Annotated in this window: 15 protein-coding genes and 1 pseudogene; 3 read left to right on the top strand and 13 right to left on the bottom strand. The window is 58.3% G+C overall.

Annotation, left to right across the window (positions count from 1 at the left end; translation table 11 throughout):
* Positions 1 to 25 precede the first annotated feature (25 nt).
* Entirely contained in the window at positions 26 to 745 is a 720-nt protein-coding gene (locus tag V6N04_RS12560) for a sirohydrochlorin chelatase (protein WP_371170522.1), read from the top strand.
* Between the two features lie 13 nt (positions 746 to 758).
* Here V6N04_RS12560 and hemA read toward each other — a convergent pair whose 3' ends face one another.
* From hemA to ampH, 11 genes are all read right to left on the bottom strand, one after another.
* On the bottom strand, positions 759 to 1,982 hold the full coding sequence (gene hemA, locus V6N04_RS12555; RefSeq protein WP_371170521.1) for a 5-aminolevulinate synthase: 1,224 nt from the start codon (positions 1,980 to 1,982) through the stop codon (positions 759 to 761).
* 378 nt (positions 1,983 to 2,360) lie between these two features.
* Positions 2,361 to 3,578: an NnrS family protein gene (locus V6N04_RS12550; RefSeq protein ID WP_371170520.1), complete on the bottom strand. Its 1,218-nt coding sequence runs from the start codon at positions 3,576 to 3,578 to the stop codon at positions 2,361 to 2,363.
* Positions 3,579 to 3,596: 18 nt separating this feature from the next.
* The gene (locus V6N04_RS12545; protein ID WP_371170519.1) at positions 3,597 to 3,845 is read right to left on the bottom strand and encodes a hypothetical protein; all 249 of its coding nucleotides are present in this window, start codon (positions 3,843 to 3,845) and stop codon (positions 3,597 to 3,599) included.
* Positions 3,845 to 4,045, bottom strand: a complete 201-nt coding sequence (locus V6N04_RS12540) for a hypothetical protein (RefSeq protein WP_371170518.1) — start codon at positions 4,043 to 4,045, stop codon at positions 3,845 to 3,847. The genes V6N04_RS12545 and V6N04_RS12540 overlap by 1 nt, the downstream gene beginning before the upstream one ends.
* A 76-nt stretch (positions 4,046 to 4,121) precedes the next feature.
* Positions 4,122 to 4,385 carry a hypothetical protein gene (locus tag V6N04_RS12535; RefSeq protein WP_371170517.1) on the bottom strand — a complete coding sequence of 88 codons (264 nt, stop codon included), beginning with the start codon at positions 4,383 to 4,385 and terminating at the stop codon, positions 4,122 to 4,124.
* Positions 4,385 to 4,921, bottom strand: coding sequence for a cytochrome c oxidase subunit 3 (locus V6N04_RS12530; protein WP_371170516.1), 537 nt, complete (start codon positions 4,919 to 4,921; stop codon positions 4,385 to 4,387). Before V6N04_RS12530 ends, V6N04_RS12535 begins: the two co-directional genes overlap by 1 nt.
* Positions 4,918 to 6,861, bottom strand: a complete 1,944-nt coding sequence (locus V6N04_RS12525) for a nitric oxide reductase activation protein NorD (protein WP_371170515.1) — start codon at positions 6,859 to 6,861, stop codon at positions 4,918 to 4,920. Before V6N04_RS12525 ends, V6N04_RS12530 begins: the two co-directional genes overlap by 4 nt.
* A gap of 83 nt (positions 6,862 to 6,944) precedes the next feature.
* Complete coding sequence (locus V6N04_RS12520) at positions 6,945 to 7,751, bottom strand: CbbQ/NirQ/NorQ/GpvN family protein (RefSeq protein ID WP_371170514.1); 807 nt, start codon at positions 7,749 to 7,751, stop codon at positions 6,945 to 6,947.
* Position 7,752: 1 nt separating this feature from the next.
* Positions 7,753 to 9,117: a cbb3-type cytochrome c oxidase subunit I gene (locus V6N04_RS12515; RefSeq protein WP_371170513.1), complete on the bottom strand. Its 1,365-nt coding sequence runs from the start codon at positions 9,115 to 9,117 to the stop codon at positions 7,753 to 7,755.
* A 21-nt stretch (positions 9,118 to 9,138) separates the two neighbouring features.
* On the bottom strand, positions 9,139 to 9,591 hold the full coding sequence (locus V6N04_RS12510) for a c-type cytochrome (RefSeq protein WP_371170512.1): 453 nt from the start codon (positions 9,589 to 9,591) through the stop codon (positions 9,139 to 9,141).
* A gap of 137 nt (positions 9,592 to 9,728) precedes the next feature.
* Positions 9,729 to 10,934: a D-alanyl-D-alanine-carboxypeptidase/endopeptidase AmpH gene (gene ampH / locus V6N04_RS12505; RefSeq protein WP_371170511.1), complete on the bottom strand. Its 1,206-nt coding sequence runs from the start codon at positions 10,932 to 10,934 to the stop codon at positions 9,729 to 9,731.
* 182 nt (positions 10,935 to 11,116) lie between these two features.
* Here ampH and puuE point away from each other — a divergent pair, with 182 nt between their 5' ends.
* Together puuE and V6N04_RS12495 are read left to right on the top strand one after the other, a co-directional pair.
* On the top strand, positions 11,117 to 12,532 hold the full coding sequence (gene puuE, locus V6N04_RS12500) for an allantoinase PuuE (RefSeq protein ID WP_371170510.1): 1,416 nt from the start codon (positions 11,117 to 11,119) through the stop codon (positions 12,530 to 12,532).
* A complete protein-coding gene (locus V6N04_RS12495) occupies positions 12,529 to 13,017 on the top strand; it encodes an ureidoglycolate lyase (protein ID WP_371170509.1) in 489 nt (162 codons plus the stop codon). The genes puuE and V6N04_RS12495 overlap by 4 nt, the downstream gene beginning before the upstream one ends.
* A 177-nt stretch (positions 13,018 to 13,194) precedes the next feature.
* Here V6N04_RS12495 and V6N04_RS12490 read toward each other — a convergent pair whose 3' ends face one another.
* Together V6N04_RS12490 and V6N04_RS12485 are read right to left on the bottom strand one after the other, a co-directional pair.
* The gene (locus tag V6N04_RS12490) at positions 13,195 to 14,268 is read right to left on the bottom strand and encodes a ParB/RepB/Spo0J family partition protein (RefSeq protein ID WP_371170508.1); all 1,074 of its coding nucleotides are present in this window, start codon (positions 14,266 to 14,268) and stop codon (positions 13,195 to 13,197) included.
* Positions 14,265 to 14,642 (bottom strand): annotated as a pseudogene (locus tag V6N04_RS12485) (AAA family ATPase); the annotation flags it as partial. The pseudogene V6N04_RS12485 and the gene V6N04_RS12490, both read right to left, overlap by 4 nt.

Here is a 14,642-nt window from a genome sequence, read left to right as displayed (position 1 = left end):
CCGCCAGCCCTGAAAGGAGCCAGCCATGGACCATTTCGACGCCCTGATCATTTCGCACGGGCAACCGTCCTCGCCTGAACCGGCCGAGGCTGCGTTGGCCGACTACGTCGCCCGTGTGCAGTCCCATTTGCCCGATGTGAAGCTTGGTTGCGCCACGCTGGCCGCGCCCGGTCGGGTGAACGAGGTGCTGGCCAAAACCAAGCCCGGCGCGCCGGTCTATCCGCTGTTCATGTCGGATGGATGGTTCGTGCGGACCTGCCTCGCTGGTCGGCTTGGTGACGCTCCGGTCGAGTTGATGACGCCGTTCGGAATGGACCCCGATTTGCCCGGCTTAGCGGCTGCGGGTTTGCAGGCCGAAGGCTTATGCGAAGGTGAACCCTTGTTTCTGGTCGCACATGGATCAGGCAGCGGTCGCCCCGCCCCCGAACGTGCCACCCGCGATTTCGCGGCAAAGCTAGAAATCGCTCTGACTGGATCGCGTGTCGAGGTCGGTTTTCTAGAGCAAGACCCTTCCATCCCCGAGAAAGTGAAAAGGTTAAACGGAGACGACCTGTGTCTGCCGTTCTTCGCGATGGAGGGTGACCACGTGCGCAAAGACGTTCACGCCGCCCTGAAAGCGGGTGGATTCAAAGGGCGGGTGCTGCCCGTGATCAGCCAGTTGCCCGGCGTCGACGCCATGGTCGCGCGCGCGATCAAAGCGTATCTGGCCGGCCAAGGCACACCGCTTCAAGCGGCCCTGGCCTAGCGGCGGGACGTGACTATTGCGCGGCCATGGGAACCCGCGCGATCTCGCACTGGCTCCACAACTCTTCCAACGCCCCCAACAGATGTTCGATGTCGGCATCTGTGTGTACAGGCGACGGTGTGATCCGCAACCGCTCAGTCCCTTTGGGCACAGTCGGGTAGTTGATCGGCTGGATGTAGACTCCAAAGTCACGCATCAGCGTGTCGGTTATGAATTTACATTTCACCGGGTCACCAACCATTACCGGGATGATGTGGGACGGGTTATCGATATGGGGAATGCCCATCGCATCCAGCCCCGCGCGCACAGTTGCCACGCGTTCTTTATGGCTGTCCCGCTCTGTGTTTGAGCGTTTCAGGTGCTGCACGGACGCCCGTGCTCCCGCAGCCACAGCGGGCGGCAAGGCGGTGGTGAAGATGAACCCGCTGGCAAAACTGCGCACGAAATCACAGAGCTCGGCCGAGGCGGCAATATAGCCGCCCATGACGCCAAACGCTTTGCCCAACGTGCCTTCGATAACGGTCAGACGGTTCATCAGACCCTCGCGTTCGGCAATACCCCCGCCGCGTTGGCCGTAAAGACCGACTGCGTGAACCTCGTCCAGATAGGTCATGGCATCGTATTTGTCGGCCAGATCGCAAATCTCTTTGATCGGGGCGATGTCACCATCCATCGAATAGACGCTTTCAAACGCAATCAGTTTCGGCGCGTCGGGGTCGGCAGCGGCCAGTTTGGCCTCCAGATCCTCTAGATCGTTGTGTTTCCAGATCACCCGCGCCGCTTTTGAATGGCGAATACCCTCAATCATCGAGGCATGGTTCAACGCGTCTGAAAACACGATGCAGCCCGGAATTTGTGACGCCAGTGTGCCAAGGGCGGCCCAGTTCGAGACATAGCCAGATGTGAACAAAAGCGCGGCTTCTTTGCCGTGTAGGTCAGCCAACTCAGCCTCTAACAACACGTGTTCATGCGTTGTGCCGGAAATATTACGCGTCCCACCCGCGCCCGCACCCACGGTGTCGATCACATTGTGCATCGCGGCCAGCACGTCGGGATGTTGACCCATCCCCAAATAATCGTTCGAGCACCAGATCGTAACGTCACCGGTGCCATCGGCACCCCGATGTTTCGCGCTCGGAAATGAACCGCGCTTGCGCTGCAAATCAGCAAACACGCGATAATTGCCATCGTCGCGCAGCGCGTTCAGGCGGGTTTTGAAGTAGCGTTGGTAATCCATTGGACATCCCTCCGGTGCATCATCTGTTGAGCCCATTGAACCTGATTGGCGCACCAGTCAACATGATGTTTGTCAAGTCAGCGGCAATTATCAAAAACGTGATCAAACCGCCCGATTGACGAAATAGGTAAGACCAACCGCCCGCCACCCAGTTGGATGGCACCCGGCCTCGCAGCACACCTAGATGCGCTCGGGCGGTTGGCCTATGGGTTCGAAAACCCGGGCGTGATCGGTTGCGCCGCCGGCCTCACCCAAGAACAGAGGCGACATGATCACTGAGGCCGTATTCGAAAATCTGAACGAGGTTGTGGGATAACCTCGCTGGGTGGGCCTTGCCCGGAATGTGGCATAAGTCCTGTGGCACGCACTTAACCAACGTCAAGCCGCAGCCGTTTTCATGTGCTCGGGAATGGGGGGTGTTGGCCGAACGTCGCGTATTGGGCGCGGGCCGGTTAAAGCGCGAAGAAATCCGACCAGGAACAGCACAAAGGCCCCGATCCACGCTGCGCCGGCAATCAAAACCAACAGGTCATGCCAGACGAACAAAAGGTCCGCGGCGAGCCAGCGGGTTATCGTCGAAAGGATCATCAACCCATACCCCCACGCTACGGGCGTGGGTGGAACGGGCGCGCGGCCCGTATGACCAAGGATTGCGCGGCTCATCACCGCAAGGGTCATGCCGCCGATGCCGCCCAGCCCCAGAACGTGCAGTGCGCCGATCTCGTCCCCGATGCCCCATTGGGCAAATGCCCACATAACAAGGCCCGCGACGACCAGAGCCTGCGCTGCAAACAGGGACCACAGCAAAGGGTCACGCAGCGTCCAGGTTCCGCGCCACTGGGCCATGCGAAGCCCATGAACCACCCCAAGCGCGAGGGCGATCATTGGGTTCAGGACGGGGACAAACAGGCTCCACGGTAACAGCACAGCAAATGCCACCGACCCTCGATCAAGCCGGGGGGTGACGGGGGGCCATGTGGCCTCGGGTCGTTCGGCGCGTTTCATCGCATTGCGGATAAATCCGGGCGTCACGCGTCCACCCAGCACGACGATCAGTCCGATCAGCGCCAGCAAACCGAGCCGCATGCCTTCATAGGCGACACCCGGAATGATGCCGGTCCAATCCAGATGAACTGCCAGATTTCCCGCCATGAGAGCCGCCAAGAACACCAGAAACACCGCATGTTGCGGTTTTGGACGACGGGCGAGCTGAACCGCGATCCGCACGATTAAAAACAGCAGAAAGGAAAGATCCATCCCAGCAACAAGTTCCGCTGGCAACCCCGAAGATTGCCACAGCGCAAGTCGCCCCGCCGCCCACAGGCAAACACTGAGCGTGATCACCAAACCGCGCCCACTTGCCACAGCCGTCAGAAAGAACCCGCCAATCGCGGCGCCTGCATAGCCGAAGATCATTTCGTGGGCGTGCCATTCATAGGGAGACATGGCGAGGTTCGACAGCTCGATCCCGTCACCAACGGATTGCGCGCCCAGCCAGACCTCCCAAATCACGCCGGACAAGATGGCCCAGATTGCTGCCCCCAGAAAAAACGCACGGAACCCTTCGCCGAAGATGCGCCTAAGGTACTGGGTCATGATCCGCCCCTTCGCTTGCTATGCTTCGTCTTCTGCCTTGTCGATCAATCCGCGCATCCATTTCCCCGCAACCCACGCGAACGGCACGCCAAGGGCGACACCTCCGACGATGGATTGCACCGGCGACAAAGCGTTAAGCCCAATGGCTTGGGTCATGAGGGTCAGGAAAAACAGGTTCACTGCCGCCGCGCCTGCGGCAAATGGGTAAAGCACAAGTGCCAGCAACCAGACCGGCCAACGGCCGGACCTGTCTTGCGCATCCGCCATCACTTGCGAAACACCGATTTCTGCACAGCAATCAGCGCGATGATCATTGCAACAGCTGCACCCGCGAGCCAGAAGGTCGCCCCGCCAACATCGTGCGTGTGCCCATCGACAACGGCTTCGCGCAGTGGGGTTTTATCGTGGTGTGCCATGGCGGGTGAGGCCAGGATCATGACCCAAACGGCCAATTTCAGAGAATTCATGATGAGACTCCTGTCAATTTCAGACCCAAGCGTAGCAAGCGATCCGCGCTCCAGCCTTGATCATCGTCAAGCAATGTCACATTGCCATTGGCAAGGCATAGATCAGTGCCGCAAGCCCTAGGAACGCGACCAGAAACGCTGTGAAGCCGCCCCGAAAGCTGGGGGCGGTGCGCAAGCCCAGATAATCCGACAGGATCACGCGCGATTTCAGGCCCGACAGGACAAGGACGGTCAGGACGAAGACCGGCCCAGCCTCGGGCAGAACGCCCGCGAAGACGGTTGTGACCAAGCTGAGGCCAATCAGCAGGACAAGGGCGCGGTTTAGGATCGGTGTTGGCATCAGTGCACCAGATAGATGATGGGAAACAGCAGCACCCAGACCAGATCGACCATGTGCCAAAAGGCAGCGCCGGCTTCCAAGTTGCGTGGGTTGCCCCAGCGCATCAACAGCGCAAAGATCACCAGTCCTGCCACGACATGCAGGGCGTGAAAGCCGGTTAGAAGGTAGTAGAAGGTGAAGAAATCACTGGTCTCGATCCCGATCCCGTGGCGTGCTTTTTCGGCGTATTCAAGCCATTTGACGATCAGAAAACCGAGGCCAAGCGCCATGGCACCAGATAGCCACGCCCGCATGTGACGCGCAGACTGCACCGCGCGCGCCGCGCAATATCCGCTGGTGACCAAAACGATTGTGTTCACGCCCCCCGCCACGCGGTTTAGCTGGACTTGGTCGGCGGCAAACCCAACCGGGTCCATCGCCCGCATGCCCAGAAATGCCAGCAAGCCCGCGCCAAACACCAAAAGTTCCGAGACGATCAGCACCCAGATCATCAGGTCTCCGGGCAGTTCGTCCAGAACGGATGTCTGGTCAGTCATGCCCCACCTGTGATCTGGCGGTAGATCTCGGGCAGCGCGGCAGTCAGCCTTGTAGGGTCTGGCACGATGGAAAACCCGTCGGTGCCAAAGATGCGTTGTACCCATCCCTGCCCTTTTTGATCCACAACGACGCCGTGCACCGCGTGCCCCTTTCGACGAGCTTCGCGCACGGCCATGCGACTGTCTTCGATGCCGTGGCGGCCTTCGTAGTGGTCCAGATCGTTGGGTTTGCCGTCTGTGATGACCAACATCAACCGGCGCGTATTCGGGCGGTCGTCCAGTTCTGCCGTCATGTGGCGGATCGCAGCCCCGAGCCGCGTGTAGAACGCAGGCGTCAGCCCACCGATCCGCGCCTCAACGCGTGGACCCATTTTCTCGTCAAAACCTTTGCATTCCTGCACATACACACGGTCGCGTTTCAGGGATGAAAACGCATGGATCGCGAAATCATCGCCGCAAGCATTCAGCCCCCAAGACAGGGCGGTCAGCGCCTCTCGCTCCACGTCGATCACATTACGCTCGCCAATCGACGCCTCGGTTGATCGCGAGATATCCATCAAGACCGAGATCGCCAAATCCCGTTCCGTCACACGCGCGGCGCGGTAGACGCGATCGCTGGAGCGGCCCGTGGCTTTCAGCTCAACCTGCGCCGCAATGGCAGCCTCAAGATCAAGTTCGTCACCATCCATCTGGCGCGGAAGGATCACGCGTTTAGGACGCAGAGCTTCAAACTGGCGTTTCACCGCACGGATGCGGCGTTCGGTGGCGGGGTCATGCTCCAACGCCTCAACTTCGTCAGCGACACTTGCCAAAACACGCGCGTGGGCAGGGATATAGGTCCCTTTGCGATGATCCCATTCGGGATACAGATACTTGCCCGACAAGCGTTCGCGTTCCGCATCTTCTGGCGACAAATCAAGGTGGAACTTCAACCGTGTCGCGGTTTTCTTGGACACCTGCCCCAGCACCAATTCGTCTTGGTCTTCGGCAGCGCGGCGGGCGTTATCTTCGTCGTCATCTTCGATCCGGCGGTTCATGTTCAGGCTTTCAACCCAACTGAAGATCGCTTCAAACCGATGCAGGATCAGACTGTCACGCCGTTCGGCCAGATCACTGCCTGATCGGCGCGCGGCTTTGGTGCCGTCGGCCTCGTCCCCCGGTCCCTGCCCTTGTTCTTCGCTTTCGGGCAGCCGGTCGGCGGCGGCGCGTTTCACCATCGGGCGCAGATCGGGCCACATCGGCACGGCGCGAAAGGGGCGATACCCGTTTGGTGCGCGCAGGTGGTCCAAATCGGTATCTGGTTGACGGATCAGTGCAACAAACTCGCGGTCAAGCTTGCCTTTGGGTTCTGGTCCACCCAGCAGGTGATCAATCGCACCCTCCATCGCAGCTTCATATTTTGGAAGCTTGGCATCCGGGCGGCTGGCGCGGCAGGCCCCGATCAGGGTTTCATAAAACCCACGAAGGCCCGGGCAATCTTTCAACGTCGCCTGTGTCATCGCAATAGACGCCTGAAGCGCGCGCAAATCGGCGCGCAGCGGGTCATCATCAGATACAGTCTCGGGGGCATGGGCGACCGACGCGACCAGCCAGAAATAGAGCGCAGCGTTGGCCTCGCGCGCAGGAAATTCAGCGATAGTTTCTGGCAGGCGCAATGCCTCACCATCAAAGCTGGGCCGCGCCTCGCGTTCGCGCCATGTGCCCAAAGCTCGGCGCAGGGAAAGCCGGTGATTAGAGACTTGCAGCGTCGCCGGTTTGATCTCGGCCGCATGCGAACCACCTAGCCCGCGGAAGAAGACACCAAGCCTGCCAGAGATATCGTCTAGCGCGACGGCATTGTCGTCATGCGACGCCCGCGCGTCCAATCGGCTCGCATAAGCGTGCCAGATTTTGCCGACGGTCTCTTCGGGCTCAAAGGGGTCAAAAATTCGTTCAGACATGGGGAACCTCGGGTGTCAGGTTATCCAGTGTAAAGGCTGCGACCGACCCTGCGACCGACACTGTGGCCGGTCGCAGGGTGGCATCAGCCATAGATCGCGGTGACCAGGTCCATCAGACCCCGTTTGACGTCTTCATCGTCAGACAAGGGTTCGATCATCGCCGTGCGGATCGCACGGTCGACGGCCATGCCATCTTCGATCAGCGTGGCGCAATAGATCACAAGACGGGTCGAGACGCCCTCTTCCAGATCTTGCCCTTTCAGGCCGCGCAATTTGTTTGCCAGCCGGACAAGGGACGTCGCCCGGCTGACATCCAGCCCGCTTTCGCGCGTGACAATTTCGATCTCTCGGTCGTGGGAGGGAAAGTCGAAGTCTATCGATAGAAAACGCTGGCGGGTTGAAGGTTTCAGGGTCTTCAGAATGTTCTGATACCCCGGGTTATAGGATGCGACGAGCATGAAGCCGGGAGCGGCCTCAATCTCTTCGCCCGTTTTATCAAGCGGCAGGATGCGACGATCATCGGTCAGCGGGTGCAGAACGACGGTCACGTCTTTGCGTGCCTCGACCACCTCGTCCAGATAACAAATCGCCCCTTCGCGCACGGCGCGCGTCAGTGGACCATCGACCCAGACGGTTTCCCCGCCCTTCAGAAGATAGCGACCTACAAGGTCAGCGGCGGACAAGTCATCATGGCAGGCGACGGTATAAAGTGGGCGGCCCAAACGGGCAGCCATGTGAGAGACGAAGCGCGTCTTACCGCAGCCGGTCGGACCTTTCAAAAGCAGCGGCAGCCCATGGCGTTCGGCAGCTTCAAAAATTTCGCATTCGTCAGAAACGGGTGAGTAGAAGGGGGCGCGAGCCCCCTCCGTTGTTTTTTCTACAGCGGCCATATCAGGCACCTTCGCTTTCAGCACCGCGCGCAATTACTTCACGACGTGGGGCCAGTTGGGCATAGATGAACAGGATGGCACCAATCACGACACACAATCCCGAGCCCCAGCGCATGACATAGAACAGGCCCAATCCTTCTTGGATATCCATGAAGTATTCGCCCAGAACACGCTGCATGTGGGTCTGAATGGTGCCGGCAAAAGTCAGCACGAACGTCATGAACGCCATACCACCGGTCATCAGCCAGAAGCTAACCATGTTGAGAACCTGATTATACGGGTCGCGGCCCGTCAGGATCGGCATGGCATAGGTGATGATCGCAAGGTTCACCGACACATAGGCGCCAAAGAAGGCCAAGTGACCGTGGGCGGCTGTGATCTGCGTACCGTGGGTGTAATAGTTCACACCGTGCAGCGTATGCAGGAAGCCCCAGACGCCCGCGCCGAAGAAGGCGACGGTCGCTGCACCCAATGCCCAAAGCAACGCTGCTTTGTTCGGGTGGTCGCGTTTGCCTTTCCAGACCATGACGAAGCTGAAGCTCATCATTGCAAAGAACGGAATGACCTCGAGTGATGAGAACACCGACCCGATCCACTGCCAGTAACCCGGCAAGCCGATCCAGTAGTAGTGGTGACCCGTCCCCAGAATGCCCGAGAACAGAGCCGTCGCGACGATGATATACAGCCATTTCTCAATGACCTCACGGTCGACACCGGTCAGCTTCAAAAGCAGGAAGGCAAGGATCGAGGCCATAACCAGTTCCCAAGTCCCTTCCACCCACAAGTGGACGATGTACCACCAGAACATTTTATCAAGCGCAAGGTTGGCCGGGTTGTAGAATGCAAACAGGAACAGCAGCACCAGACCCCAAAGGCCCAAAAGCAGCACGTTCGTAATCGCAGTCTTACGACCCTTAAGAACTGTCATCGAGATGTTGAACAGGAAGATCAGCGCCGCAACAACGATGCCAAGCTTCACCCAAACGGGTTGCTCAATGAACTCGCGGCCTTCCTTGCCCAGAAACCAGTGACCGGGGAACAGGTCGAACGTGTACGTAACAACCACGCCCAACGTACCAACCAAAAGGATGATCAGCTGAAGGTAGGCCAGCATTGGTGAATGGAGCTCACGCTCGGCTTCTTCCGGTACAAGGAAGTAAGCCGCGCCAAAGAACCCCAGTAGCAGCCACACGATCAAAGAGTTTGTGTGCAGCATGCGAATGATGTTGAACGGTAGCAGCTCGGACAGGAAGTTCGGGCTGACATAGATCCAACCTGCCAAAAGGCCCCCCAGCACTTGGACGGCAAAGATCGCCATCGCTGCCAGGAAGTACCAATAGGCTATTTTTTGTGTTTGGTATTTCATGTCTTGTCTCCTCGTCCGGCCTTAGCCCGCCTCGTTCGGCGGCCAACCCTGTGCGTCGATTGTGTTAACCCAACGGAAAAACTCCGACAGATCGCGAATCTCTTCGTCACTCAGGTTGAATTGAGGCATCTGACGACGCCCTTCGATGCCGGTCGGTTGTGCTTCCATCCAGCCCTTCAACACTTCGAAAGCGTCGTCAGGCTCTTCTTGCACACCCCAACGGGTCATCACGTTTTGCAGTTCGGGGGCGAAATAGGCGCCCTCCCCCATCAATGTGTGGCAGTTGATGCAGGCATGTTTTTCCCACACATGTTTGCCACGGGCGACACTGTCCGTCAGCGGCGCATTTGCTGTCGACTGGTTCACCACATAGCGAACCGAATGTGCCGACAAGATCAAAAAGACCACAATGAAGAACAGCGAGCCGCCATAGAACACGTTACGTGCCATGGTCTTAGTCATGACTTCTCGCATATCGGCCTCCAGCTCAGTTATCCGATTTTCTGGATAGAGGAGGCGTCAGGCAATCAGCTTGACTATTGTTAAGGAGGTGGGAATTTCTGAACTAAGTCGAAACTATCTGCGTGCGCACACTTGCGCACGCAATCCGATTAATAGCCGCTTAGGTTTGCCAGGAGTTCATTCGCCAGTTCCGTCATCGCGTAAGCAGCCGAGAAATCGAACTGGTTTATCGACACGAAAACCGCGGTGCCATGCTCTGGTGCGAAAGCTAAGTACGACATCTGCCCCTGCAGCGCCCCCGCTTTTTGCAAAACGAACGGATGTTCGTCGGTTTCATTCATCACAACCCAGGCAAGTCCCATCGCATCCATCCGATCGGATTCGTCCATAGACAGAACCGTTTGCATGCCATCGCGCTGCACATAGGTTGCATGATCCAGAAAGCGCACTTCGGCTTGATCTTCGGTGTCTGCCAAGTGCCATTGCACCCATTTCAGCAAATCATTCGTTGTGCTGCGTAAACCACCCGACCCGGTGATGACTTTGCCGGACGGGACTTCCAACATGGGGGTGCCATCAGGTGCATGACCCGTCATCAACCGGTCTGCCATTTCTGCGGAAACAACAAATCCTGTGTCCTCCATCTTCAATGGCCCGGTAATACGCTCCGCCAGTAGATCTTCATACGCAGCCCCACCCGCCGTCGAAAGGCCTGCTGACAACAGGTCAAACCCGAAATTCGAATACGCAATGCTTGTGCTCGGCGCGAAAAGCAAAGGTGTGTCCCGCAGCCAATCCGCAAACGCATCAAGCGTTATCGTCTTAAACGGATCGTCCTGAGGAGAGCTTGCCCGCGGGACTTCTCGCGGCAATCCACCTGAATGCGTGACAAGATCAATCAAGCGAATTGGCGGATGTTTTTCCAATGCCGTGGCAAGTTTGGGCGGAAGCAAAGGCCCGATCTGATCTGTGAATCCCACCTCGTCGCGCGACACCGCCTGCGCCAACATTTCACCGGTAAACACCTTGGTAATCGATCCCAAACGCAGAACCGTATCACCATCTGGAGTGATACCATTCCCTCGCTTCGTCTCTCCGAAACCCGCGACTGCAACGTCGCCGTCTCTGATCGCTGCGAACAGCAAACCCGGTACATCCGTCTGCAAGTGAAGGATTTGGCCGTTGAATGCCACAGCATCGTCAAGCAGAGCATCCGCATGAGCCGCGATTGTCATCGCCAGAGATGTGAGGCAACCGGCAAAGGCACGTTTAACGCAGACCAACAAACGCTCAATCTTTCTACACGTGCAACCGTCTTGCTGTCTTAATCTGGAACTGTCCAACACAACCGTCATGCTTACCCCCTTCAACAAACTGATGCCAATCTCTGTATTGGCACCGAAAGAATAGACCCAGTGCCGGTACCGTCAATAAAATCCAACCACTCCTCCACTGTCATCAATTGATTGAATCCTCGTGACCCCCCTGCCCTTTCGCCTATAACTGGGAAAACCAAACACGTCGCTTAGAGGTCAATGTGAAAAGATACTCCCGTGATATGCGGGGCTACGGCCCCAATCCACCCCATCCGCAATGGCCGGGCAACGCCAAGGTCGCTGTCCAATTCGTTCTGAACTACGAAGAAGGCGGCGAGAATTGCGTGCTGCATGGCGATGCCGCGTCAGAGGCATTTTTGTCCGACATTCCCGGTGCCGCCCAGTGGGAAGGGCAACGGCACTGGAACATGGAATCGATTTACGAGTACGGCGCACGGGCCGGATTTTGGCGTTTGCATCGTCTGTTTACCGGCGCGGACATTCCGCTGACCATCTACGGTGTCGCAACCGCCCTCGCCCGCAGCCCTGACCAAGTGGCTGCGATGAAGTCAGCTGGGTGGGAGATTGCATCGCACGGGCTGAAATGGGTCGAACACAAGGACATGGCTGAAGTGGACGAGCGCGCCGCCATCGTCGAGGCCATTCGCCTGCACACCGAAGTTGTGGGCGAGCCTCCGCGTGGCTGGTACACCGGGCGCTGTTCCTCCAACACTGTGCGGCTGGTGGCCGAACAGGGCGGCTTTGACTATATCTCGGACACCTATGACGACGACCTGCCCTATTGGGCTGAAATAGGGTCACATGACCAGCTGATCATCCCCTACACGCTCGAGGCCAACGATATGCGCTTCGCCACGGCCCCCGGTTGGGTCACAGGTGACGATTTCGGCCGCTACCTGATCGACGCCTTCGACACACTCTACGCTGAAGGAGAGGCTGGTCAGCCTGCTATGATGACGGTGGGGCTGCATTGTCGCCTTGTAGGACGTCCCGGCAAGATAGCGGGCCTGAAACGCTTCATAGAGCACGTACAGGCCCATGACGGCGTCTGGTGTCCCCGCAGGGTCGAGATTGCCCAGCATTGGGCCGCCACCCACCCCCCTGCCCGCTTTGAACGCCCCAGTCAGATGGATCAGGCCCGCTTCGTCGATCTGTACGGCAGCATCTTCGAGCATTCGCCTTGGGTCGCCGAGCGCGCATTTGATCTGGAACTGGGCCCCGCCCATGACAGCGCGGCAGGCGTTCACAATGCACTTTGCCGCGCGTTCCGTAGCTCGACCGAGGCCGAGCGTCTGGACGTTCTGAAAGCGCACCCCGATCTGGCAGGCAAGCTGGCCTCTGCCGGCAAGCTGACCGCCGAAAGCACGTCCGAGCAAGCCGGTGCGGGTCTGGATCTTCTGACAGACGAAGAGCGCGAGGCTTTCACCCAGCTCAACACTGATTACGTGACCACACACGGCTTCCCATTCATCATCGCAGTACGCGATCATGACAAAGCCTCTATTCTGGCGGCATTCCACCGTCGGATCGGCAATGACCGCGAAACTGAATTTGCAGAAGCCTGCCGCCAGGTCGAACGGATCGCAGAGTTTCGCTTGGCGGACCTACTGCCATGAGCACGCTGATCGCCGAGCCTTTGACCGCCGAAGCCTTCGCGCCCTTTGGGGATGTGATCGAGCTTGCGGGTTCGCCCGACTTGATCATCAATCAAGGCATGTGTGGACGCCACCACGATTTGGCCCTGCTGGATTTCGGGACGGGACGCGCGGCGATCAGCTTGTTTGACGGCAAGCCGCGCCAATTCCCTTACTTGCTGGATATGGTCGAACGTCATCCGTTGGGCAGTCAGGCGTTCCTGCCAATGAACAACATCCCCCTGCTGGTCACGGTTGCCGAGGATGGTGGTGGCGTACCGGTAAACCTGCGCGCATTTCTGACCGCACCGGGGCAAGGGATCAATCTGCACAAAGGCACATGGCACGGCGTGCTCGCACCAATCGGCGCGCAGGGGCTTTTTGCTGTGGTGGACCGGGTTGGGGCTGGTGAAAACCTTCAGGAACACTGGTTTGATGCGCCGAAAACAGTCGAAGCGCCCAAATAGCCGTGACTCTTGTGTTAAATTACTGTTTTTAAACAATAAGAGCGCCTAACGCGCCCTTTTCTCGTTCCCATCGGCCCTGACCAACAATCTATGTCCCCACGGGGACTTCTCAGCCGTCGGTGGAGGGTTCGGACTGGGCTGTCCCCGTGGGGACACCCCCTGCCCTTTCGACTGGGCCTAACCGTCCAGCTCTTGAAAGAACGCCTTCACGGCTTCCTCCAACCGATGACGATCAACGTTGGAAAAATCCCGCGCGATCCGCATCTCGATCCGGCCCTCAGACGCCGCACAGCGAACAGTGCCACCTTTCACATCCTGCCGGAATGTTGTCTTCGCCACACCCTTGGGTTTGGGCTCTGACGGCTTGCCCGCAGAGGGCTGCGGAGAGGTCTGTTCACGCAGCACCGCAAGCTCGGCCTCAGGAGTAGTGACTAATGCTGCAGCTAGAGCCGCTCTGACCTTGGCTACGGCCCCTTCTTCGGACATCAGGCGTTTTTCCAGCATTAGACCCAAAGCCCGCGGAATTGCCTCGGGAAACTTCAAATGAGAGCCGATTGCATCCAACAACGCCATGAAGTGCTTAATGTAGCTACGTTTCTGACGGGATACAGACCCGAACAAGGCGGTTAGAGCCTCATCTGCTGTGGTCGCCGATGTCTCTGGATCGGCCACGTAACCGCGCGCCAGCTCGGCCATCTCAGCAAAGGAAATGTCGCGTCGCACAAGGTTCTCGTCGACCATCCGACGATAGAGCATTTCAAGCTCTTCCCCATGCGCCATCAGCCCCGCAGGGATACGGGCGAAGGCCTCATCGCCGGTCTCATCAAACAGTTCTTGGAACGCTGATAAACGGCGAAAGCCTTGAACCAGCTCATATGCCCCCTCGCCCACCTGTTCGACCCGAATCGGGTTTGAAAGGCCAACGTCACGGATCGAGGCTTTCAGTTCGTCCAGATCTTCGTCCCGTCCAGGCTTACGGTCACGGGTTAGCTTGTCTGTTCGAATGGCCGACAACGGGATCAGATCGGTGATCAAGCCCGCTTTCTTCAGCCGCACATGTTCATGCGCAAGCCGATCATTCTCGGCACGAATCTCGGCCTCGACCGCTTGTCGTTCTTCGACGGCAGCGGAGTTTTCTGAGATAGCCGAGGCCATTGGTCCGCGCCGCGGTTCGGCCATGGGTTCAGACGTCGGTGGCGCTGGTGCGTCAGCTTCTGGGAAATCGATATCAAAGACGCGTCGTTTGCTCATGGTCTATCCTCCAGCTTGTCCCAAGCGGTCAGCAGGTTGTTCCTGAATTCCTCATACGCGGTGTCAAACGACCCCCGCGCCCGCCGCCAGGTTTCCCGCGTCATGTCGCGGTAATCAATTTCGTAGATCGAGCTTAGGAAGCGGCCGGATTGTTCAACGGCGCGCGTCATCTCGATTGGATGTTCAGCCAATCGTTCCCCAAAAACCTTACCAAATGCCGTCCGCATCGCGCGGTGCAAATCGTTGGATGCCTCATAACGCGTCAGCAGGAAACGGACGTCTGCAAATATCTTGGGAAGCGACATTGTCCCCGCGGGGACAGAGTTGGTGAAACGGGCCAAATCTTCCAGCGCCTCGGACAACTGGCCGATGAA

It is taken from the genome of Aliiroseovarius conchicola (assembly GCF_041403445.1).
Taxonomy (GTDB): Bacteria; Pseudomonadota; Alphaproteobacteria; order Rhodobacterales; family Rhodobacteraceae; genus Aliiroseovarius; species Aliiroseovarius conchicola.
The sequence above is the reverse complement of the archived record's forward strand: the minus strand, read 5'-3'. Positions and strand labels throughout refer to the sequence as shown.

What these genes read in the sequence shown, in the direction of transcription:
- hemA (WP_371170521.1), bottom strand. Translation starts at nt 1,982, where the DNA reads ATGGATTACCAACGCTACTTCAAAACCCGCCTGAACGCGCTGCGCGAC.
- V6N04_RS12495 (WP_371170509.1), top strand. Translation starts at nt 12,529, where the DNA reads ATGAGCACGCTGATCGCCGAGCCTTTGACCGCCGAAGCCTTCGCGCCC.
- V6N04_RS12525 (WP_371170515.1), bottom strand. Translation starts at nt 6,861, where the DNA reads ATGTCTGAACGAATTTTTGACCCCTTTGAGCCCGAAGAGACCGTCGGC.
- V6N04_RS12560 (WP_371170522.1), top strand. Translation starts at nt 26, where the DNA reads ATGGACCATTTCGACGCCCTGATCATTTCGCACGGGCAACCGTCCTCG.
- V6N04_RS12515 (WP_371170513.1), bottom strand. Translation starts at nt 9,117, where the DNA reads ATGAAATACCAAACACAAAAAATAGCCTATTGGTACTTCCTGGCAGCG.
- V6N04_RS12520 (WP_371170514.1), bottom strand. Translation starts at nt 7,751, where the DNA reads ATGGCCGCTGTAGAAAAAACAACGGAGGGGGCTCGCGCCCCCTTCTAC.
- V6N04_RS12510 (WP_371170512.1), bottom strand. Translation starts at nt 9,591, where the DNA reads ATGCGAGAAGTCATGACTAAGACCATGGCACGTAACGTGTTCTATGGC.
- V6N04_RS12550 (WP_371170520.1), bottom strand. Translation starts at nt 3,578, where the DNA reads ATGACCCAGTACCTTAGGCGCATCTTCGGCGAAGGGTTCCGTGCGTTT.
- V6N04_RS12545 (WP_371170519.1), bottom strand. Translation starts at nt 3,845, where the DNA reads ATGGCGGATGCGCAAGACAGGTCCGGCCGTTGGCCGGTCTGGTTGCTG.
- V6N04_RS12530 (WP_371170516.1), bottom strand. Translation starts at nt 4,921, where the DNA reads ATGACTGACCAGACATCCGTTCTGGACGAACTGCCCGGAGACCTGATG.
- V6N04_RS12490 (WP_371170508.1), bottom strand. Translation starts at nt 14,268, where the DNA reads ATGAGCAAACGACGCGTCTTTGATATCGATTTCCCAGAAGCTGACGCA.
- V6N04_RS12540 (WP_371170518.1), bottom strand. Translation starts at nt 4,045, where the DNA reads ATGAATTCTCTGAAATTGGCCGTTTGGGTCATGATCCTGGCCTCACCC.
- V6N04_RS12535 (WP_371170517.1), bottom strand. Translation starts at nt 4,385, where the DNA reads ATGCCAACACCGATCCTAAACCGCGCCCTTGTCCTGCTGATTGGCCTC.
- ampH (WP_371170511.1), bottom strand. Translation starts at nt 10,934, where the DNA reads ATGACGGTTGTGTTGGACAGTTCCAGATTAAGACAGCAAGACGGTTGC.